Below are 19,603 nucleotides of genomic sequence, written 5' to 3' on the forward strand. Positions count from 1 at the left end.
CCGATGAACGGACTCAACACTGCCGCCATCTACGTGCTGCAGACCCTCGGCAGCCTGTACCTGCTGATCGTGCTGCTGCGTTTCACCCTGCAACTGGTGCGCGCCGACTTCTACAACCCGCTCTGCCAGTTCGCGGTCAAGGCCACCAAGCCGCTGCTCAACCCGCTGCGCAAGGTGATTCCCGGCTTCGGCGGCCTGGACCTGGCATCCTTGGTGCTGGCCCTGCTGATCCAGCTGCTGCTGATGGCCCTGACCCTGCTGCTGATGGGCTACGGCATCGGCGGCCTGCTGCCGCAGCTGCTGATCTGGGCGGTGATCGGCGTCACCGCGCTGCTCCTGAAGATCTTCTTCTTCGCCCTGATCGTCAGCGTGATCCTCTCCTGGGTCGCCCCGGGCAGCTACAATCCCGGCGCCCAGCTGGTCAACCAGATCTGCGAACCGCTGCTGATGCCGATCCGCCGCCTGCTGCCCAACCTCGGCGGCCTGGATATCTCGCCGATCTTCGCCTTCATCGCCCTGCAGCTGATCGACATGCTGGTGATCCGCAACCTCGCGGCCATGAGCCACATGCCGCAGCTGCTCAGCCCGTTCCTCTGATGAGCTGGTTCCGCTGGGACGGCGCAGACCTGGTCCTCGCCTGCCACCTGCAGCCCAAGGCGAGCAAGGACGAGTTCGCCGGACTGCACGGCGACCGTCTGAAGATCCGCCTGACGGCGCCACCGGTGGAAGGCAAGGCCAACGCCCACCTGCTGGCATTCCTCGGCAAGGCCTTCGGCGTCGCCAAGAGCCAGGTCAGCCTGGAGAGCGGCGAACTCAACCGGCAGAAGCGCGTGCGCATCCATGCGCCGCAGAAACTGCCGGCGGAGCTGGCCGCCGAGCTCGAGGCCGAGCGCCCGACGTAGGGTGCGCCATGCGCACTGCCGATCCAGAGGCACACGGCGCACCCCGCGCCCCGCCGGGCGCGCCCTTGCCCCTGTGGGCAGCGCTCTTTAGACTGGCGCACTTCATTTTTCGAGAGCAGGGTCGATGCCCACCGTCTTCGCCGAAGATTCCGTCGGCCTGGTCAGCCCCCAGGTCCTGCATTTCAAGGAACCCCTGCCGCTCGCCGGCGGCCGCCAGCTGGCCGACTACGAGCTGGTCTACGAAACCTACGGCACGCTGAACGCCGAACGCAGCAACGCCGTGCTGATCTGCCATGCCCTCTCCGGCCACCACCACGCCGCCGGCTACCACAGCCCCGACGATCGCAAGCCGGGCTGGTGGGACAGCTGCATCGGCCCGGGCAAGCCGATCGATACCCGCAAGTTCTTCGTCGTCAGCCTCAACAACCTCGGCGGCTGCAACGGCTCCACCGGCCCCGGCAGCCGCAACCCGGACACCGGCCGCGCCTACGGCGCCGACTTCCCGGTGCTGACCGTGGAGGACTGGGTGCACAGCCAGGCTCGCCTGGCCGACGCCCTCGGCATCGAACAGTGGGCCGCGGTGGTCGGCGGCAGCCTCGGCGGCATGCAGGCGCTGCAGTGGAGCATCAGCTACCCCGAGCGCGTGCGCCACTGCCTGGTGATCGCCTCGGCGCCCAAGCTGTCGGCGCAGAACATCGCCTTCAACGAAGTGGCGCGCCAGGCCATCCTCACCGACCCGGACTTCCACGGCGGCCACTTCCAGGAGCAGGGCACCATCCCCAAGCGCGGCCTGATGCTGGCGCGCATGGTCGGCCACATCACCTACCTGTCCGACGACGCCATGGGCGAGAAATTCGGCCGCGAGCTGAAGACCGACCAGCTCAACTACGACTTCCACAGTGTCGAGTTCCAGGTCGAGAGCTACCTGCGCTATCAGGGCGAGGAGTTCTCCGGGCGCTTCGACGCCAACACCTACCTGCTGATGACCAAGGCGCTGGACTACTTCGACCCGGCCGCCGCCCATGGCGACGACCTGGTGAAGACCCTGGAGCCGGCGCAGGCGAACTTCTGCGTGATCTCCTTCTCCACCGACTGGCGCTTCTCGCCGGCCCGCTCGCGGGAGATCGTCGATGCGCTGGTGGCGGCGAAGAAGAACGTCAGCTACTTGGAGATCGAGTCGGCCCACGGCCACGACGCCTTCCTCATCCCGAGCCCGCGCTACATCCAGGGTTTCGGTCGCTACATGAACCGTATTGCCGTGTAAGGACTGCCGCCGAACATGCGTGCCGATCTGGAAATCATTCAGGAATGGATCCCCGCCGGCAGCCGGGTCCTCGACCTCGGCTGCGGCAATGGCGAGCTGCTGGCCTGGCTGCGCGAGCACAAGCAGGTGCACGGCTACGGCCTGGAGCGCGACCCGGACAAGATCGCCCAGTGCCTGGACCGCGGGGTCAACGTCATCGAGCAGGATCTCGACCTCGGTCTCGACCACTTCGGCGACGACAGCTTCGACGTGGTGGTGATGACCCAGACCCTGCAGGCGGTGCACTATCCCGACCGCATCCTCAGGGACATGTTGCGGGTCGGCAAGACCTGCATCATCACCTTCCCCAACTTCGGCCACTGGCGCTGCCGCTGGTACCTGGCGCGCCGCGGCGAGATGCCTCGTTCGGACTTCCTGCCCTACACCTGGTACAACACGCCGAACATCCACTTCTGCACCTTCCGCGACTTCGAGGCGTTGTGCCGCGAGCAGCGCCTGCGGGTGCTCGATCGTCTGGCGGTGGACCGCGACCACCGGCTGCATGCACTCGCGCGCCTGTGGCCTAATCTGTTGGGTGAGATCGGTATCTACCGTGTCACCCGCTGACCAAGGCGTCCCAATAGGAGATAAGCCCATGCGTCGTCTAGCCCTGTTCCTGCTCACCCTCAGCCTGGCCCTGCCAGCCGCCGCCGAACGCCTGCAGCGCTTCGGCGATCTCGAGGTGCACTACAACGTCTTCAACTCCAGCTTCCTGCAGCCGGACATCGCCGCCGCCTCCGGTCTGACCCGCAGCAAGACCCAGGGCGTGGTCAACGTCGCGGTGATGCGCGCCGGCAAGGCCGTGCCCGCGGCCAGCGTCAGCGGCACGGTGAAGAACCTGCTCGGCCAGAGCAAGCCGCTCAACTTCCAGCGCGTCAGCGAAGGTGAGGGCGACCAGCAGGCGGTCTATCATCTGGCGCAGTTCACCATGACCAGCCGCGAAGTGCTGACCTTCGACCTCAAGGTGCAGGACGGCGGTACCAGCCACAGCCTGACCTTCAACCAGGAAGTATTCCCCGACGAATGAAAGCCCTGACCGAACTGGTACTGGCCAGCCACAACGCCGGCAAACTCAAAGAACTGCAGGCCATGCTGGGCGACGCCGTGCGCGTGCGCTCGGTGGCCGAGTTCAGCAGCCACGAGCCGGAGGAAACCGGCCTGTCCTTCGTCGAGAACGCCATCCTCAAGGCCCGCCACGCCGCGCGGGTCTCCGGCCTGCCGGCGCTGGCCGACGACTCGGGCTTGGCGGTGGACGCCCTCGGCGGTGCCCCGGGCATCCGCTCGGCGCGCTACGCCGACGGCCTGGGCGATGCGGCCAACAACGCCAAGCTGCTGGCCGCGCTGCAGGACGTGCCGGACGCCGAACGCGGCGCCCAGTTCGTCTGCGCCCTGGCGCTGGTCCAGCACGCCGACGACCCGCTGCCGATCATCTGCGAGGGCCTGTGGCACGGCCGCATCCTCCACGAGCCCCGCGGCGAAGGCGGCTTCGGCTACGACCCGCTGTTCTGGGTCCCGGAGCGCGAGTGCGCCAGTGCCGAACTGGCCTCGACCGAGAAGAACCAGCTCAGCCACCGCGCGCGGGCCATGGCCCTGCTCAAGCAGCGGCTGGCCCTCGCTTGAGTTCGGCAACGCTCGCCCCGGCCACGCCGGGGCAGTTCCAGCTGCCGCCGCTGGCGCTGTACATCCACATCCCGTGGTGCGTGCGCAAGTGCCCGTACTGCGACTTCAACTCCCACGCCGCCGGGCCGGAACTGCCGGAAGAGGCCTATGTCGACGCCCTGCTCGCCGACCTCGACATCGACCTGCCGGCCGCCCACGGCCGTGCGCTGGGCTCGATCTTCTTCGGCGGCGGCACCCCCAGCCTGTTCTCCGCGCGCGCCCTCGACCGCCTGCTGCAGGGCGTCAACCGGCGCCTGGCCTTCGCCGCCGACATCGAGATCACCCTCGAGGCCAACCCGGGCACCTTCGAGCAGGCCAAGTTCGTCGACTATCGCGCGCTCGGCATCAATCGCCTGTCGATCGGCGTGCAGAGCTTCCACGGCGAGCAGCTCAAGGCGCTGGGGCGCATCCACGACGGCGCCGAAGCGATCCGCGCCGCCGAGATGGCGCGGCGCGCCGGCTTCGACAACTTCAACCTCGACCTGATGCACGGCCTGCCCGGCCAGGACGTCGCCGGCGCGCTGGCCGACCTGCGCCAGGCCATTGCCCTCGCGCCGACCCACCTGTCCTGGTACCAGCTGACCCTGGAGCCGAACACGGTGTTCTGGAGCCAGCCGCCGCAGATTCCCGAGGACGACATCCTCTGGGACATCCAGGAGGCCGGCCAGGCCCTGCTGGCCGAGCACGGCTTCGCCCAGTACGAGACCTCGGCCTACGCGCGAGACAATCGCCGTGCGCGGCACAACCTCAACTACTGGAGCTTCGGCGACTTCCTCGGCATCGGCGCCGGCGCCCATGCCAAGCTGAGCGACCCGCACGGCCAGATCCGCCGCAGCTGGAAGACCCGCCTGCCCAGGGACTACCTCGATCCGGGCAAACCCTTCCAGGCCGGCGAGCGCCTGCTGGAAGCCGCCGAACTGCCGTTCGAGTTCATGATGAACGCCCTGCGCCTGACCGGCGGGGTGCCGGCGGCGCTGTTCGAGCAGCGCACCGGCCTGCCGCTGGCCAGCATCAGTGACGCTTGCGCCGCGGCGCGCGCGGCCGGGTTGCTCGACGCCGATCCTCAGGTGCTGCGCCCGACGCCACGCGGCCAGCTGTTCCTCAACGACCTGTTGCAGCACTTTCTCGACTGAACGCCCCGCGCACCGCGGGCAGGGTGGAAAATCGCCACGCGTATTTTCCACGGGGTGGCCATCTACCCTGCGCTGCTGCCGCAGCACTTTCTGCCCCAAGCGTGTGCGGCGTGGCAGGCCCGTCACGTCGCAGCGGGTACACTAGCCCAAGCCTTCCCGTACTAGTCAGGAGTCCGCATGGATCTGCTACTCGACCTGTTCGTCACCCTGTCGCGCTGGTGCCGCAGCCATCTCGACGAGATCGCCCTGGCGGTGGTCGCCGCGCTGCTGGTGCTGTTCGGCCCGCTGGTCAATGCCTGGCTGCAACGTCAGGTCGGCAGCCTGAACTTCGTGTTCCGTACCCTGCTGTTCATCCTGCTCTGCGCACTGGGCTACGGCATGGTCATCGTCCATGCCACCCCCTGGCTGGAGAAGGGCCTGGCGCAGCTGAACAACTACACCCTGGCGCCGGCGCTGCTGCTGGTGTTCATCGGCATCGGCGTGATCGCCGAGCGGCGCTGATCCGCTACCCCGCGTAGAGTGGATGACCACCCGGTGGAAAAGACCTGCGGTCGTTTTCCACCCTGCATGCTCCACCGCGGCCAGAAACAACGAAGCCGGGCAATGCCCGGCTTCGTTGTTTCAGCACCGATTCACTCCACGCGCTGGAACTTCAGGTCCCACACCCCGTGGCCGAGGCGCTCGCCGCGGCGTTCGAACTTGGTCACCGGGCGCTCCTCGGGGCGCGGCACGTAGGTGCCGTCCGCGGCCAGGTTGCGATAGCCGGGCGCGGCGCTCAGCACCTCCAGCATGTGCTCGGCGTAGGGCTGCCAGTCGGTGGCCATGTGCAGCACACCGCCGACCTTGAGCTTCTGGCGTACCAGCTCGGCGAACGCCGGCTGCACGATGCGCCGCTTGTTGTGCTTGGCCTTGTGCCAGGGATCGGGGAAGAACAGCAGCACGCGATCCAGGCTGGCGTCGGCCACGCACTGGCGCAGCACGTCCAGCGCATCGCAGCTGTACACGCGGATATTGCTCAGGTCCTGCGCCAGGGCACCGCTGAGCAGGGCGCCGACGCCAGGCCGGTGCACCTCGACGCCGATGAAGTCCTGCTCGGGCGCGGCGGCCGCCATCTCCAGGGTCGCGTGGCCCATGCCGAAGCCGATCTCGAAGGTGCGCGGCGCCTGGCGACCAAACAGCTGGTCGAAGTCGCGCAGGCCGTCTTCCAGTTGCAGGCCGAACTTCGGCCAGCCCAGTTCGAGACCGCGCTGCTGGCCCTCGGTCACCCGCCCGGCGCGCATCACGAAGCTCTTGATGGTGCGCAGGCGGCGCGCTTCGCCGGCAGCTTGCGGCGCTTGTTGGATTTCGTCAGTCATGAACACATTCGCTGTAAAGACAAACGAGCCCTGCCCTCGCGGACCGGACTCGCTGTGCTGAAGTCGGGGCAGCGCCAGGGGCCTGCCCATGGAAAAGCCGCTTAGCGGATCAGCCCTTCGAGCGGCGACGAGGCGCTGGCGTAGAGCTTCTTCGGCATGCGCCCGGCCAGGTAGGCCAGGCGACCGGCGACGATGGCGTGCTTCATCGCCTCGGCCATCAGCACCGGGTGCTGGGCGTGGGCGATGGCGCTGTTCATCAGCACCGCCTCGCAGCCCAGCTCCATGGCGATGGCGGCATCCGACGCGGTGCCCACCCCGGCGTCGACCAGCACCGGCACAGTCGCTTCCTCGAGGATGATGCGCAGGTTGTACGGGTTGCAGATGCCGAGGCCGGTGCCGATCAGGCCGGCCAGCGGCATCACCGCGATGCAGCCGATCTCGGCCAGCTGGCGGGCGATGATCGGGTCGTCGCTGGTGTAGACCATCACGTCGAAGCCGTCCTTGACCAAGGTTTCGGCGGCCTTGAGGGTCTCGATCACGTTGGGGAACAGGGTCTTCTGGTCGGCCAGCACTTCCAGCTTGACCAGCTTGTGGCCGTCGAGCAGCTCGCGGGCCAGGCGGCAGGTGCGCACCGCCTCCACGGCGTCGTAGCAGCCGGCGGTGTTGGGCAGGATGGTGTAGCGCTCGGGGCTGATCACATCGAGCAGGTTCGGCTCGCCGGGATTCTGGCCGATGTTGGTCCGGCGCACGGCGACGGTGACGATTTCGGCGCCGGAGGCCTCGATGGCCAGGCGGGTCTCGTCGAGATCCTTGTACTTGCCGGTGCCGACCAGCAGGCGCGAGTGATAGGTACGGCCGGCCAGGACCAGCGGCTTGTCGATCGGGAAAGACTGGCTCATCGGGAGCTCCTCTGCAGGCGTGCGCGGGCGGATCGTGGAGGGGGGGACGGGACGACTAGCCGCCGCCGATGGCATGCACCACCTCGACGCGGTCACCTTCGCGCAGCAGGGTGTCGGCGTGCTGGCTGCGCGGCACGATATCCAGGTTGAGTTCGACCGCCACGCGCCGGCCAGCCAGCTCGAGGCCGGCCAGCAGGTCGGCGACGGAATGCCCTTCGGGCAGTTCCACAGCTTCGCCATTGAGCTGAATGCGCATGCTTGGCCACTCGCAACATCGGGGGGAAAGGCCGGCATTCTAGCGCCGATCGGCGCCGATGACCAAGGCGCCGGCGGACCGCCGGACTGCCGATTCAGCGCTGGCGTGACTGGGCGCGCCAGGCCGCCAGCGCCAGGCACAGCCAGCCGGCCAGCAGGCAGCTGCCGCCAAGCGGGGTGACCATGCCCAGCTTGCCGACGCCGCTGAGGGTCAGCAGGTACAGGCTGCCGGAGAACAGCAGGATGCCGGCGGCGAACAGGCTGCCGGCCGCACGCAGCAGGCGCGAGCGCCAGTGCAGCGCCAGCGCGCCGAGGCCGAGCAGCGCCAGGGCGTGGATCAGCTGGTAGAGCACGCCGGTCTGGAACACCGTCAGGTACTCCGGGCTCAGGCGGCCGCGCAGGCCGTGGGCGGCGAAGGCGCCGAGGGCCACGCCGGTGAAGCCGAAGAAGGCGGCGAGCAGGACGAAGGGACGCGACATGGATGGACTCCGTGGGCGGGAACAAGGACTGCGCATGATCGCCGCTTGGCTGTCGCCAGGCAAACCGCGCCGCGGGCGGCGGGCGACGCTGGCGACGCGAGTCACCGCCAGACAGCGCCGCCCCGCTATAATGCCTGCCCCTCCCGCCGAACCCTTCGCCGCCATGCCGCGCCGCCTGTTTCGCCGCTTCGCCAAGATCCTCCTCTGCTGCCTGGCCGCCAGTGTCCTGCTGGTGCTGCTGCTGCGCTGGCTGCCGCCACCCGGCAGCGCGCTGATGGTCGAACGCAAGGTCGAATCCTGGATCGACGGCCAGCCGATCGACCTGCAGCGCGACTGGCGCCCGTGGGCGGAACTGCCGGACGACCTCAAGGTGGCGGTGATTGCCGCCGAGGACCAGCGCTTCGCCGAGCACTGGGGTTTCGACATGACCGCGATCCGCGCCGCCCTGGCGCACAACGAACGCGGCGGCAGCCTGCGCGGTGCCAGCACCCTCAGCCAGCAGGTGGCCAAGAACCTGTTCCTCTGGTCCGGCCGCAGCTGGCTGCGCAAGGGCCTGGAAGCCTGGTTCACCGTGCTGATCGAGACGCTGTGGCCGAAGCAGCGCATCCTCGAGGTGTACCTGAACAGCGCCGAATGGGGTACGGGCGTGTTCGGCGCCGAAGCGGCGGCGCAGCATCACTTCGGCAAGGGGGCGCCCTACCTGTCGAGCCAGCAGGCCAGCCTGCTGGCCGCCGTGCTGCCCAATCCGCGCGACTGGAGCGCCAGCCGGCCGAGCGGCTACGTGCAGCAGCGCGCCGGCTGGATCCGCCGGCAGATGCGCCAGCTGGGCGGCAGCCACTACCTCAACCGCCTGTAGGCCGCGGGCAACCTCGGCAACCGCGCCGCTCCCGGCGCGGGCCGGCAAGCGCGGCCGATCAGCGCGCACAAAAAAGCCGCATCCGGGGATGCGGCTTTTTTCATGGTGGGCAGCGTCTGCCGATCAGGCCAGCAGATGGCCCTTGAGCTTGTTCATCGCGTTCTTTTCCAGCTGGCGGATGCGCTCGGCGGAGACGTTGTACTTGGCGGCCAGCTCGTGCAGGGTGGCCTTTTCCTCGGACAGCCAGCGCTGCTGGAGGATGTCGCGGCTGCGCTCGTCGAGACCCTCCAGGGCATCGTGCAGGCTGGCGTTGGAGCTGTCGCTCCAGTCGGCCTCCTCCAGCTGGCGCGCCGGGTCGTAGCGATTGTCTTCCAGATAGTGCGCCGGCGACTGGAAGGCCGCGTCGTCGTCGGCATCGGCCGCCGGATCGAAGGCCATGTCATGGCCGGTCAGGCGGCTTTCCATCTCGCGCACTTCGCGCGCCTCGACCCCCAGGGTCGCGGCCACGGCGTTGACTTCGTCGTTGTTCAGCCAGGCCAGGCGCTTCTTCTGGCTACGCAGGTTGAAGAACAGCTTGCGCTGCGCCTTGGTGGTGGCGACCTTGACGATGCGCCAGTTGCGCAGGATGAATTCGTGGATTTCGGCGCGGATCCAATGCACGGCGAAGGACACCAGGCGCACGCCCATTTCCGGGTTGAAACGCTTGACCGCCTTCATCAGGCCGACATTGCCTTCCTGGATCAGGTCGGCCTGGGCCAGGCCGTAGCCGGAGTAGCTGCGGGCTATGTGCACCACGAAGCGCAGGTGGGCCAGCACCATCTGCCGGGCGGCCTCGAGGTCCTGCTCGTAGTACAGACGCCCGGCCAGCTCGCGCTCCTGCTCGACCGACAGCAGCGGAATGCTGTTGACCGAATGCACGTAGGCCTCCAGGTTGGCGCCGGGAGCCAGGGCATAGACAGGTTGCAGAGACGTGGACATGGACATCCTCCGAGTTACCGAATCAGCTCATGACTATAGCACTGTGTCGATAAGACTGTGAATGGCCGTGAAAAGTTCTCTTACACCTAAAAAAACCCAATAAAATCAACAGGTTATCACTGGGGCTCGAGCTGGCGCAGATGCCGGGCGACCGCCAGCCAGGCGCCGACCCAGCCCAGCAGCACCGCGCCGACCAGCAGCGACAGGCCGTCTTCGGCCGGCACCCCGGCCAGGGCGAAGTCGCTGCCATACAGACCGGCCAGGCTCACCACCGACTGGTTCAGCCAGCCCAGGCCGTACTCCAGCAGCCCCCAGGCCAGCACGCCGGCGCCCACCCCATAGAAGGCACCGGCATACAGGAACGGTCGGCGCACGTAACCGTCGGTGCCGCCGACCAGCTTGATCACCTCGATCTCGGCGCGGCGATTCTCGATGTGCAGGCGGATGGTGTTGCCGATCACCAGCAGCAGGGCGAGGATCAGCACCACCGCCAGTCCGAAGACGAAGCGATCGCCGAGCTTGAGGATCGCACCGAGACGCTCGACCCACAGCAGGTCGAGCTGCGCCTGCTCGACCCCCGGCAGCGTTGCCAGGCGCTCGCGCAGGGCCTCCAGGGCGGCCTTGTCGATTTCCTGCGGGGTGACCAGCACCACCGCCGGCAACGGGTTTTCCGGCAGATCCTTGAGGGCGTCGCCGAGGCCGGAGTGCTGCTGCAGTTGCGCCAGCGCCTGCTCGCGGCCGATCCACTCGGCCTGCAGCACGTCGTCCATGCCGGCGATCTGCTCGCGCAGGGCCTGGCCCTCGACCTCGGCCACCTCGAGCTTGAGGAACACCGAGATCTGCGCGGCACGCTGCCAGGAGCCGCCGAGGCGCTCGACGTTGTCCAGCAGCAGCGACAGGCCCATGGGCAGCGACAGGGCGATACCCATCACCAGGCAGGTAAGGAAGCTGCCGAATGGCTGGTGCACCAGACGGCGCAGGCTGTCGACCAGGCTGGCGCGGTGGCTTTCCAGGTAGGCGCGCAGCAGGCCGCCCCAGTCGGTGGCCTCGGCCTCCTGCTGCAGGCGCCGCTGGCGCTGCTCCGGAGAGCCTTCCTCGGCGCCGCGCGGCAGTTGCTTGGTCGCACTCATCAGTCGGGCTCCCCGTCGCCGATCAGGCGACCGCGTTGCAGGGTCAGCAGGCGATGGCGCATGCGCGCGATCAGGGCAAGGTCATGGCTGGCGATCAGCACGGTGGTCCCCAGACGGTTGATGTCCTCGAACACGCCCATGATCTCGGCGGCCAGCCGCGGGTCGAGGTTGCCGGTCGGCTCGTCGGCCAGCAACAGCGCCGGCTGGTGCACCACCGCGCGGGCGATGCCGACGCGCTGCTGCTGGCCACTCGACAGGTCGGCGGGCAGCAGTTCGCCCATGTCCTTCAGTGACACCCGCTCCAGCGCCTCGCTCACCCGCCGCTCGATCTCCGCGCGCGGCAGACCGAGGATCTGCAGCGGCAGAGCGACGTTGGCGAACACGCTGCGGTCGAACAGCAGGTGATGGTTCTGGAACACCACGCCGATCTGCCGGCGCACGAAGGGGATCTGCGCGTTGCTGATCTCGCCCAGATCCTGGCCGGCCAACAGCAGCTTGCCGCTGGTCGGCCGCTCCAGCGCCAGCAGCAGGCGCAGCAGGGTGCTCTTGCCGGCACCGGAGTGGCCGGTGACGAACAGGAACTCGCCACGCCGGGCCCGGAAACTCAGCTCGTGCAGGCCGACGTGGCCATTGGCATAACGCTTGCCCACCTGCTCGAAACGGATCATGCGGACTCCTGTCCTGCGAAAAGTGCGCGTACGAAGGCATCGGCCTCGAACGGACGCAGATCGTCGATGCCCTCGCCGACGCCGATGTAGCGGATCGGCGTCGGCATCTGCTTGGCCAGGGCGAAGATCACCCCGCCCTTGGCGGTGCCGTCCAGCTTGGTCAGTACCAGGCCGCTGAGGTTGACCGCCTGGTGGAACAGCCGCGCCTGGCTGAGGGCGTTCTGCCCGGTGCCGGCGTCCAGCACCAGCAGGGTCTCGTGCGGCGCGCTGTCGTCGAGCTTGCCGATCACCCGACGGACCTTCTTCAGCTCCTCCATCAGGTTGTCCTTGGTGTGCAGGCGGCCGGCGGTGTCGGCGATCAGCACGTCGATGCCGCGCGCCTGGGCGGCCTGCACCGCATCGAAGATTACCGAGGCGGAGTCGGCGCCGGTGTGCTGGGCGATCACCGGGATCCTGTTGCGCTCGCCCCATACCTGCAGCTGCTCGACCGCGGCGGCGCGGAAGGTGTCGCCGGCGGCGAGCATGACCTTCTTGCCCTCGTCCTGCAGCTTCTTGGCCAGCTTGCCGATGGTGGTGGTCTTGCCGGCGCCGTTCACGCCGACCACCAGGATCACGTAGGGCTTGCCGGCGGACGCGATCACCAGCGGCTGCTCGACCGGACGCAGGATCGCGGCCAGCTCTTCCTGCAGCGCCTTGTACAGCGCGTCGCTGTCGGCCAGTTCCTTGCGCGACACGCGCCTGGTGAGGTTCTGCATGATCGCGGTGGTCGCCTCGACGCCGACGTCGGCGGTGAGCAGGCGGGTTTCCAGCTCGTCGAGCAGGTCGTCGTCGATGGCCTTCTTGCCGAGGAACAGGCTGGCCATGCCCTCGCCGATGCTGGCGCTGGTCTTGGCCAGGCCCTGGCGCAGGCGGGCGAAGAAGCCCAGCTTGGCCGGCTTCTCTTCGGCGGCAGCCGGGACCGCAGCAGCGACCGGCTCGGGGACCTCGACGGGGACGGCCACCTGCGGCGCAGGCGCCGTCTCGACCACGGCGGCGGGCGGTGCGGCGACCACCGGCGCGACAGGCTCCTCGGCCACCGGCAGCGGCTCGGCGCGCACGGCTTGCTCGACCTCGACGGCGGCGGCCAGCGGTTCGGCCGGCGGGGCGACGGCGGGCGACACCGGCTCGGGCTCGACGGCGACGGGCTGTTCGACGACCTCAGGCTGCGCTTTTTTGCGGAACCAGCCGAACAGGCCTTTCTTTTCTCCGCTATCCGGAGTCTTCTTGTCGTCTTTGGAACCAAACATGACGGCTTGTATCTCAAGTGAGCGGCTGCGCACTGACGTGGCCGCCAGAAAATCGGTTGGGTATCCTAGCACCTCCTCGCCCGCCGGCGCCAAAACCGGCCGGCAGTCTGACAGGTCACTATTCATGAATGCATTCGCGCGCCGCGCCGCCAGCCTGCTGCTGGGCGTCATCTGCCTGCCGCTGAGCGCCTTCGCCAGCACTGGCCAGCCGACTCACGAGTTCAAGCTCGACAATGGCCTCAAGGTCATCGTGCGCGAGGACCATCGCGCGCCGGTGGTGGTCTCTCAGCTCTGGTACCGCATCGGCTCCAGCTACGAACGGCCTGGCTTCACCGGCCTGTCCCACGCCCTCGAGCACATGATGTTCAAGGGCAGCGCCAAGCTCGGCCCCGGCGAATCCTCGCGCATCCTGCGCGAGCTGGGCGCCGAGGAGAACGCCTTCACCAGCGACGACTACACCGCCTACTACCAGGTGCTGGCGCGTGATCGCCTGGAAATCGCCCTGGAGATGGAGGCCGACCGCCTGGCCGGTCTGCGCCTGCCTGCCGACGAGTTCGCCCGCGAGATCGAGGTGATCAAGGAGGAGCGCCGCCTGCGCACCGAGGACAACCCCTCGTCGCTGGCCTGGGAGCGCTTCAAAACCGCCGCCTTCCCCGCCACCGGCTACCGCACGCCGACCATCGGCTGGATGGCCGACCTCGAGCGTATGACGGTGGACGACCTGCGCGTCTGGCACAACGACTGGTACAGCCCGAACAATGCCGTCCTGGTGGTGGTCGGCGACGTCAGCGCCGACGAGGTGAAGACCCTCGCCCAGCGCCACTTCGCCGCCATCCCGGCGCGTCCGCTGCCGGCGGCCAGGGCGCCGCTGGAGCTGCCGGCGCTCGGTGAGCGGCGGCTGACCCTCAAGGTCAAGACCCAGCTGCCCAGCCTGCTGATGGGCTTCAACGTGCCCGGCCTGGCCAGTGCCGACAACCCGCGCGAGGTGCAGGCCCTGCGCCTGATCGCCGCCCTGCTCGACGGCGGCTACAGCGCCCGCCTGGCCACCCGCCTGGAGCGCGAGCAGGAGCTGGTTAGCGGCGCCTCGGCGTCCTACGACCCCTTCACCCGCGGCGACAGCCTGTTCGTCCTCTCCGCGCGCCCCAACGTGCAGCAGGGCAAGACCCTCGCCCAGGTCGAGGCCGGCCTCTGGCACGAGCTGGAGACCCTCAAGACCCAGGCTCCGAGCGCCGAGGAAGTGGCGCGGGTGCAGGCCCAGGTGATCGCCGGGCTGGTCTACGAGCGCGACTCCATCGCCAGCCAGGCCACCAGCATCGGCCAGCTGGAAACCGTCGGCCTGTCCTGGCAGCTGCTCGACCAGGACCTCGAAGCCCTCAAGGCGGTGACCCCCGCCGACATCCAGGGCGCCGCCCAGCGCCTGTTCCAGCGCGAACGCCTGACCGTGGCGCAGGTGCTGCCGCAGGACAGTGCCGCGCCGCTCGCCCGGGAGACCCGCCATGAATAAGCGCCACCTGCTGCTGCTCGCCGCGCTGCTGAGCCTGCTCGGCCTGCTGCTGTTCATCAGCCGTCCGGCGGCCGAGTCGGACAACCCGCCCTCCGCACCGGCGACGCCGGCTGCCGTCAGCAGCGCCGCACCGGCCAGCACGGCGCCGATCGCCTCGCTGGCCAAGCTCGACGGCCAGGCCCCGGCCCGGCGCGCCCTGGACATCCAGCGCTGGACCACCGCCGAAGGCGCCCGCGTGCTGTTCGTCGAGGCCCGCGAGCTGCCGATGTTCGACCTGCGCCTGACCTTCGCCGCCGGCAGCAGCCAGGACGGCGCCACCCCCGGCCTGGCCATGCTGACCAACTCCATGCTCAACGAGGGCATCGCCGACCAGGACACCACGGCCATCGCCGCCGGCTTCGAGAGCCTCGGCGCCGGCTTCGGCAACGGCGCCTACCGCGACATGGCGGTGGCCTCGCTGCGCAGCCTGTCGGCGGCCGAGCTGCGCACGCCGGCGCTGGACCTGTTCGCCCGGGTGGTCGGCGCGCCGACCTTCCCCGACGCCGCGCTGGCACGAATGAAGAACCAGCTGCTCTCCGGCTTCGAGCTGCAGAAGCAGAACCCCGGCAAGCTGGCCAGCATCGCCCTGTTCCAGCAGCTGTACGGCCGGCATCCCTACGCCCAGCCGAGCGACGGCACCGCGCAGAGCGTGCCGGCGATCAGCCGCGAACAGCTGGCCGCCTTCCATGCCCGCGCCTACGCCGCCGGCAATGCGGTGATCGCCCTGGTCGGCGACCTGTCGCGCAGCGAAGCCGAGGCCATCGCCGCCCAGCTGTCCGCCAGCCTGCCCAAGGGCGCGGCGCTACCCGCTCCGGCGGCGCCCGCCGCACCGGCCGCCGGTCGCCAGCACATTGAGTTCCCCTCGCAGCAGACCCACCTGATGCTGGCCCAGCTGGGCATCGACCGCCGCGATCCGGACTATGCCGCGCTCTACGTCGGCAACCAGATCCTCGGCGGCGGCGGCTTCGGCACCCGCCTGATGGAGGAGGTGCGCGAGAAGCGCGGCCTGACCTATGGCATCTACTCCGCCTTCAGTCCGATGCAGGTGGCCGGGCCGTTCATGATCAACGTGCAGACCCGCGCCGAACTCAGCGAGGCCACCCTCGAGCTGGTGCGTTCGCTGGTGCGCGACTTCATCGCCAGCGGGCCGACCGCGAAGGAATTGAGCCAGGTCCAGCGCGAGCTGGCCGGCAGCTTCCCGCTGTCCACCGCCAGCAACGCCGACATCGTCGGCCAGCTCGGCGCCATCGGCTTCTACGACCTGCCGAGCACCCAGCTCGAGGACTTCATGAACCAGGTGCAGCAGCTCAGCGTCGAGCAGGTGCGCGCGGCCATGGCCCGCCACCTCGACCCCGACGCCTTCGTGGTGGTCAGCAGCGGCCCCACGGTCGCCCAGCAACCGCTGCCGCCCCCTGTCGAACGCCCCGCCGCGCAGACCGCCGGCGTACCGGAGCACTGATGGCCCGTACCCCTAGCAAATCCACCCGCACCCCGGCGGCCTCCCAGGGCCAGCTGCGCATCATCGGTGGCGACTGGCGCTCGCGCCGCCTGAGCTTTCCCGACGCCCCCGGCCTGCGCCCGACGCCGGACCGGGTGCGCGAGACCCTGTTCAACTGGCTCGCCCCTTACGTCGAGGGCGCCCGCGTGCTCGACCCCTTCGCCGGCAGCGGCGCCCTGCTGCTGGAAGCCCTGTCGCGCGGCGCCAGCCGCGGCCTGGCGCTGGAACTGAACCCGAGCGCCGTTGCCGCCCTGCGCGGCAACCTCGAGCTGCTGCGCGCCGGCAACGCCGAAGTGCGCCAGGCCGACGCCCTGCAGCAGCTGCAGAGCGCGGCCGCCGAGCCCTTCGACCTGGTGTTCCTCGACCCGCCGTTCCACCAGGAGCTGCTCGCCCCGGCCTGCCAGCTGCTCGAAGCGCGCGGCTGGCTGACCGAGCGCGCCTGGATCTATACGGAAAGCGAGAACGCGCCCTCCAGCCTCGGCCTGCCGGGCAACTGGCGGCTGCACCGCGAGAAGCACACCGGTCAGGTGCACTACGCGCTGTGGCAGCGCCAGGCCATGACCGTCGACGCCTGAGCGCGCTACAATAGCGGGCGTGTTGCCAGGGGACGGCGACACCCTCGAATCCCGTCGGCCACGCCACGCCTGTCCCCGGCCCTCACACGGCAAACTGCCAAGCCCGTCACATGACGAGCAGCAAGGCAGTGCTGGCGCTGCTGCGCACACAATTAGAAAAATCGCCCCGTCCGCTCCCCGGACAAGGAGCTCTGCTTGCCAGCCCCCCGGAATGCCGCGTCCCGCGCCACCGCCAGCCTATGCAGCCGGCGCGGCCAATGGCTGCTGTGCAGCCTGCTGACCCTCGCCGGCTTCGCCCTGACCGCGCTGCTTACCCGGCAGCTCTGGCACGACAGTCAGGCCTTTCACCGTCAGCACTTCGAACAGCTGGCCGAGGAGCGCTTCAGCCGTCTCGACGAACGCCTGAGGGAACGCCAGCGCGACCTGGACAGCGTGCGCCACTTGTTCGAAAGCTCCGGCGAGGTGAGCCCTGCCGAATTCGAGCAGTTCACCCGGCCGCTGCTGAGCGACAATCTGGCGCTGTCCTGGGCGCCGCTGCTGCAGACCGACATGGCTACCCGCCGCGAACAGCTGCAGGCCTTCAGCAACCGCGCCGAAATCCTGGTTGGCAGCCGCTTCCAGCTGCGCGAAGCCGACCCTGCCGGCAACCTGCAGCCTTTGCAGGCTCGCGACCAGTACTTCCCGCTGCTGTTCAGCGTCTCGCGCAGCATCACCGACCTGCCGCTGGGGCTCGACATGGCCTCGCCCGGCCCGCGCCGCGACGCCCTCGAGGCCGCCCTGCGCAGCCAGCAGATCAGCGCCAGTGCCGTCCTGCGCTTCACCAGCGGCGCCGAGCAGGACCGCCTCGGCCTGCTGTTCGTCGCGCCGCTGCGGGCACCGGCCAGCACGCAGCACACCCGTGGCGGCGAGGCGCCGCTGCTCGGTGCGCTGTTCAGCGCCGTCAGCCTGCGCCAACTGCTGGAAGAGGGGCTGGCCGCGGAGTTCCAGAGCAGCCTAGCGCTGGAACTCCACGACCTCGAGGACGCCGGCAGCCCGCCGCTGTACCGTGTGGGCACGCCCGCCACCGACAGCCCGCTACACGCCAGCCGCGACCTCCGCTCCGGCACCTGGCACTACCGCCTGACCCTGCGGCCCACGGCTGGCTTCCTGCTGCAGAACCCGAGCCTGGCCGCCTGGACCGTGGCGCTGCCGGGCGCCAGCCTCAGCCTGCTGCTCGGCATCCTGCTGTTCGTCCTGCTCAGCCAGCGCCAGCGTGCCCTGGCCCTGGTCGCGCGGCGCACCGCCGAACTGCAACGCAGCCGCGAAGCCCTGCGCATCAGCGAGGAGCGCTGGACGCTGGCCCTGGACGGGGCCGGCGACGGCGTGTGGGACTGGGATCTGCTCGCCGACCGCCTGTACTTCTCGCCGGCATGGAAGGCCCTGCTCGGCCATGCCGAGGACGAGATCGGCGACAGCCCCGAGGAATGGCGCAGCCGCCTGCATCCGGACGATGCCGAACGCTGCCAGCACGCCCTGCTCGAGCACCTCGCCGGCCGCACGCCCAGGTACCGCTGCGAAAAACGCCTGCGCTGCAAGGACGGCAGCTGGCTGTGGCTACTGGCCCGCGGCAAGGTGGTCGAACGTCTGGCCGATGGCCAGCCCAAGCGGATCATCGGCACCCACGTCGATATCTCGGTACGCAAGGCCCTGGAGCTGGAGCTGCGCCAGAGCAACGGGCGCCTGCAGGGCTTGCTCGAGGCGGCGACCCAGGTGGCGATCATCGCCGTCGGCGCGGACGGCCGGATCCGCACCTTCAATGCCGGTGCGCAGCGCCTGCTCGGCTACGAGCGCGAGGACATCCAGCAGCAGCCGCTCGACCCGCTGCTGGACTGCCCGCGCCTGGCCGCCAGCGCCGGCATCGACGTGCCCGCGGGCGGCGCCCTGGCGCTGCTGGAAGCGCTGCTCGGCAACCGACGCCAGCACCGCGAACTGGAAACCTTCCTGCTGCGCCGCAACCGCGAGCCGCTGCCGGTCACCCTGATGCTCTCCGCGATCATCGAGCCCGATGGCCAGCGCGGCGGCTACCTGCTGCTGGCCCTCGACATCGGCGAGCGCCTGCGCGCCCGCCAGGCCCTGGAGGAGCGCAGCCAGCTGCTGGAAAAGCTCGGCGCCCAGGTGCCCGGCAGCATCTACCAGTACCGCCTGTTCAGCGACGGGCGCAGCTGCTTTCCCTATGCCAGCGCCGGCATCCGCGAGGTCTACGAAGTCGAGCCGGAGCAGGTGCGCAGCGATGCCACCGCGGTCCTCGAGCGCATCCACCCGCAGGACCGCGAGCGGATCATCAGTTCCATCCAGCAATCGGCCCATGAACTGACCCGCTGGCAGGAAGACTACCGCGTGCTGCTGCCGCAGCGCGGCCTGCGCTGGTTGCGCGGCGACTCCATGCCGGAGCGCCTGGCCGACGGCTCGGTGCTCTGGCACGGCTTCATCGCCGACATCAGCAGCCTCAAGCAGGTCGAGCACGAGCTGCGCATGCTGACCATCACCGACCCGCTGACCGGCATCTACAACCGCCGCTACTTTCTCGACCACCTGGGCCGCGAGCTGGCCCGCCATGCCCGGACCCGGCGCGGGGTCAGCCTGATCATGCTGGACATCGACCACTTCAAGCGGGTCAACGACACCTGGGGGCACGATGTCGGCGACCAGGTGCTCCAGGAACTGTGCCGGCGCATCGGCGCTCGCCTGCGGCGGCTCGACATGTTCTGCCGTTTCGGCGGCGAGGAGTTCATCATCATCTGCCCGGAAACCGAGCACAGCCAGGCCCTGTACCTCGCCGAGGTGCTGCGTCACCTGGTGCAGGACACGCCCTTCGCGCGGGTCGGCCAGGTCACCGCCAGCTTCGGCGTCAGCAGCGTGCGCCCCGGCGACAGTGGCGAGACCCTGCTGCAGCGCGCCGACCAGGCGCTGTACGCCGCCAAGGAGCATGGGCGCAACCGGGTGTGCGGCGAGCCCGAAGCGATCAGCGCCTGAGCCCCGCAGGCCGCAGGTTGGGCTTGGCCGCCCGCTCGGCGCTGCGCTACCATCCGGGCCTCCTCCGCCTCG

Annotated in this window: 21 protein-coding genes; 13 read left to right on the forward strand and 8 right to left on the reverse strand. The window is 69.3% G+C overall.

Annotated elements, in window-relative coordinates; genetic code table 11:
• The first annotated feature begins 3 nt into the window (after positions 1 to 3).
• The 8 genes from KRX52_RS15130 (at position 4) to KRX52_RS15165 (ending at position 5,498) form a co-directional block, all read left to right on the forward strand.
• On the forward strand, positions 4 to 597 hold the full coding sequence (locus KRX52_RS15130) for a YggT family protein (RefSeq protein WP_217682553.1): 594 nt from the start codon (positions 4 to 6) through the stop codon (positions 595 to 597).
• Positions 597 to 902 (forward strand): DUF167 domain-containing protein, encoded by a 306-nt coding sequence (locus tag KRX52_RS15135; RefSeq protein WP_217682554.1) that lies wholly within the window; start codon positions 597 to 599, stop codon positions 900 to 902. Before KRX52_RS15130 ends, KRX52_RS15135 begins: the two co-directional genes overlap by 1 nt.
• A gap of 124 nt (positions 903 to 1,026) precedes the next feature.
• Positions 1,027 to 2,166: a homoserine O-succinyltransferase MetX gene (metX, locus tag KRX52_RS15140; RefSeq protein ID WP_217682555.1), complete on the forward strand. Its 1,140-nt coding sequence runs from the start codon at positions 1,027 to 1,029 to the stop codon at positions 2,164 to 2,166.
• 15 nt (positions 2,167 to 2,181) lie between these two features.
• A complete protein-coding gene (gene metW / locus KRX52_RS15145; protein WP_217682556.1) occupies positions 2,182 to 2,772 on the forward strand; it encodes a methionine biosynthesis protein MetW in 591 nt (196 codons plus the stop codon).
• A 28-nt stretch (positions 2,773 to 2,800) separates the two neighbouring features.
• Positions 2,801 to 3,232, forward strand: a complete 432-nt coding sequence (locus KRX52_RS15150; RefSeq protein ID WP_217682557.1) for a DUF4426 domain-containing protein — start codon at positions 2,801 to 2,803, stop codon at positions 3,230 to 3,232.
• Complete coding sequence (rdgB, locus tag KRX52_RS15155) at positions 3,229 to 3,825, forward strand: RdgB/HAM1 family non-canonical purine NTP pyrophosphatase (protein WP_217682558.1); 597 nt, start codon at positions 3,229 to 3,231, stop codon at positions 3,823 to 3,825. Before KRX52_RS15150 ends, rdgB begins: the two co-directional genes overlap by 4 nt.
• Positions 3,822 to 4,997 (forward strand): radical SAM family heme chaperone HemW, encoded by a 1,176-nt coding sequence (gene hemW, locus KRX52_RS15160; protein WP_217682559.1) that lies wholly within the window; start codon positions 3,822 to 3,824, stop codon positions 4,995 to 4,997. Before rdgB ends, hemW begins: the two co-directional genes overlap by 4 nt.
• 177 nt (positions 4,998 to 5,174) lie before the next feature.
• Positions 5,175 to 5,498, forward strand: coding sequence for a DUF3392 domain-containing protein (locus tag KRX52_RS15165; protein WP_217682560.1), 324 nt, complete (start codon positions 5,175 to 5,177; stop codon positions 5,496 to 5,498).
• 131 nt (positions 5,499 to 5,629) lie between these two features.
• On the opposite strand, the gene trmB is transcribed toward KRX52_RS15165, so the two are convergent.
• From trmB to KRX52_RS15185, 4 genes are all read right to left on the reverse strand, one after another.
• Positions 5,630 to 6,352 (reverse strand): tRNA (guanosine(46)-N7)-methyltransferase TrmB, encoded by a 723-nt coding sequence (gene trmB / locus KRX52_RS15170; RefSeq protein WP_437439707.1) that lies wholly within the window; start codon positions 6,350 to 6,352, stop codon positions 5,630 to 5,632.
• Positions 6,353 to 6,453: 101 nt separating this feature from the next.
• The gene (locus KRX52_RS15175; protein ID WP_217682561.1) at positions 6,454 to 7,251 is read right to left on the reverse strand and encodes a thiazole synthase; all 798 of its coding nucleotides are present in this window, start codon (positions 7,249 to 7,251) and stop codon (positions 6,454 to 6,456) included.
• 55 nt (positions 7,252 to 7,306) lie between these two features.
• Positions 7,307 to 7,507, reverse strand: a complete 201-nt coding sequence (thiS, locus tag KRX52_RS15180; protein WP_217682562.1) for a sulfur carrier protein ThiS — start codon at positions 7,505 to 7,507, stop codon at positions 7,307 to 7,309.
• 94 nt (positions 7,508 to 7,601) lie between these two features.
• Positions 7,602 to 7,985, reverse strand: coding sequence for a DUF423 domain-containing protein (locus tag KRX52_RS15185; RefSeq protein ID WP_217682563.1), 384 nt, complete (start codon positions 7,983 to 7,985; stop codon positions 7,602 to 7,604).
• Positions 7,986 to 8,148: 163 nt separating this feature from the next.
• On the opposite strand from KRX52_RS15185, the gene mtgA reads away from it, so the two are divergent.
• The gene (gene mtgA / locus KRX52_RS15190; RefSeq protein WP_217682693.1) at positions 8,149 to 8,841 is read left to right on the forward strand and encodes a monofunctional biosynthetic peptidoglycan transglycosylase; all 693 of its coding nucleotides are present in this window, start codon (positions 8,149 to 8,151) and stop codon (positions 8,839 to 8,841) included.
• A 123-nt stretch (positions 8,842 to 8,964) separates the two neighbouring features.
• Here mtgA and rpoH read toward each other — a convergent pair whose 3' ends face one another.
• The 4 genes from rpoH to ftsY all read right to left on the reverse strand — a co-directional run bounded on the left by rpoH (position 8,965) and on the right by ftsY (position 12,903).
• Positions 8,965 to 9,819, reverse strand: a complete 855-nt coding sequence (gene rpoH, locus KRX52_RS15195; protein ID WP_217682564.1) for an RNA polymerase sigma factor RpoH — start codon at positions 9,817 to 9,819, stop codon at positions 8,965 to 8,967.
• A 116-nt stretch (positions 9,820 to 9,935) separates the two neighbouring features.
• Positions 9,936 to 10,949: a permease-like cell division protein FtsX gene (ftsX, locus tag KRX52_RS15200; RefSeq protein WP_217682565.1), complete on the reverse strand. Its 1,014-nt coding sequence runs from the start codon at positions 10,947 to 10,949 to the stop codon at positions 9,936 to 9,938.
• On the reverse strand, positions 10,949 to 11,617 hold the full coding sequence (gene ftsE / locus KRX52_RS15205; RefSeq protein WP_217682566.1) for a cell division ATP-binding protein FtsE: 669 nt from the start codon (positions 11,615 to 11,617) through the stop codon (positions 10,949 to 10,951). The genes ftsX and ftsE overlap by 1 nt, the downstream gene beginning before the upstream one ends.
• Positions 11,614 to 12,903, reverse strand: coding sequence for a signal recognition particle-docking protein FtsY (gene ftsY / locus KRX52_RS15210; RefSeq protein WP_217682567.1), 1,290 nt, complete (start codon positions 12,901 to 12,903; stop codon positions 11,614 to 11,616). The genes ftsE and ftsY overlap by 4 nt, the downstream gene beginning before the upstream one ends.
• Before the next feature lie 124 nt (positions 12,904 to 13,027).
• Here ftsY and KRX52_RS15215 point away from each other — a divergent pair, with 124 nt between their 5' ends.
• The 4 genes from KRX52_RS15215 (at position 13,028) to KRX52_RS15230 (ending at position 19,531) form a co-directional block, all read left to right on the forward strand.
• Positions 13,028 to 14,407 carry a M16 family metallopeptidase gene (locus KRX52_RS15215; protein ID WP_217682568.1) on the forward strand — a complete coding sequence of 460 codons (1,380 nt, stop codon included), beginning with the start codon at positions 13,028 to 13,030 and terminating at the stop codon, positions 14,405 to 14,407.
• Positions 14,400 to 15,905, forward strand: coding sequence for a M16 family metallopeptidase (locus tag KRX52_RS15220; RefSeq protein WP_217682569.1), 1,506 nt, complete (start codon positions 14,400 to 14,402; stop codon positions 15,903 to 15,905). The genes KRX52_RS15215 and KRX52_RS15220 overlap by 8 nt, the downstream gene beginning before the upstream one ends.
• Complete coding sequence (gene rsmD, locus KRX52_RS15225) at positions 15,905 to 16,519, forward strand: 16S rRNA (guanine(966)-N(2))-methyltransferase RsmD (protein ID WP_217682570.1); 615 nt, start codon at positions 15,905 to 15,907, stop codon at positions 16,517 to 16,519. The genes KRX52_RS15220 and rsmD overlap by 1 nt, the downstream gene beginning before the upstream one ends.
• Before the next feature lie 195 nt (positions 16,520 to 16,714).
• The gene (locus KRX52_RS15230; RefSeq protein WP_217682571.1) at positions 16,715 to 19,531 is read left to right on the forward strand and encodes a diguanylate cyclase; all 2,817 of its coding nucleotides are present in this window, start codon (positions 16,715 to 16,717) and stop codon (positions 19,529 to 19,531) included.
• Positions 19,532 to 19,603: the final 72 nt, after the last annotated feature.

It is taken from the genome of Geopseudomonas aromaticivorans (assembly GCF_019097855.1).
Lineage (GTDB): Bacteria > Pseudomonadota > Gammaproteobacteria > Pseudomonadales > Pseudomonadaceae > Geopseudomonas > Geopseudomonas aromaticivorans.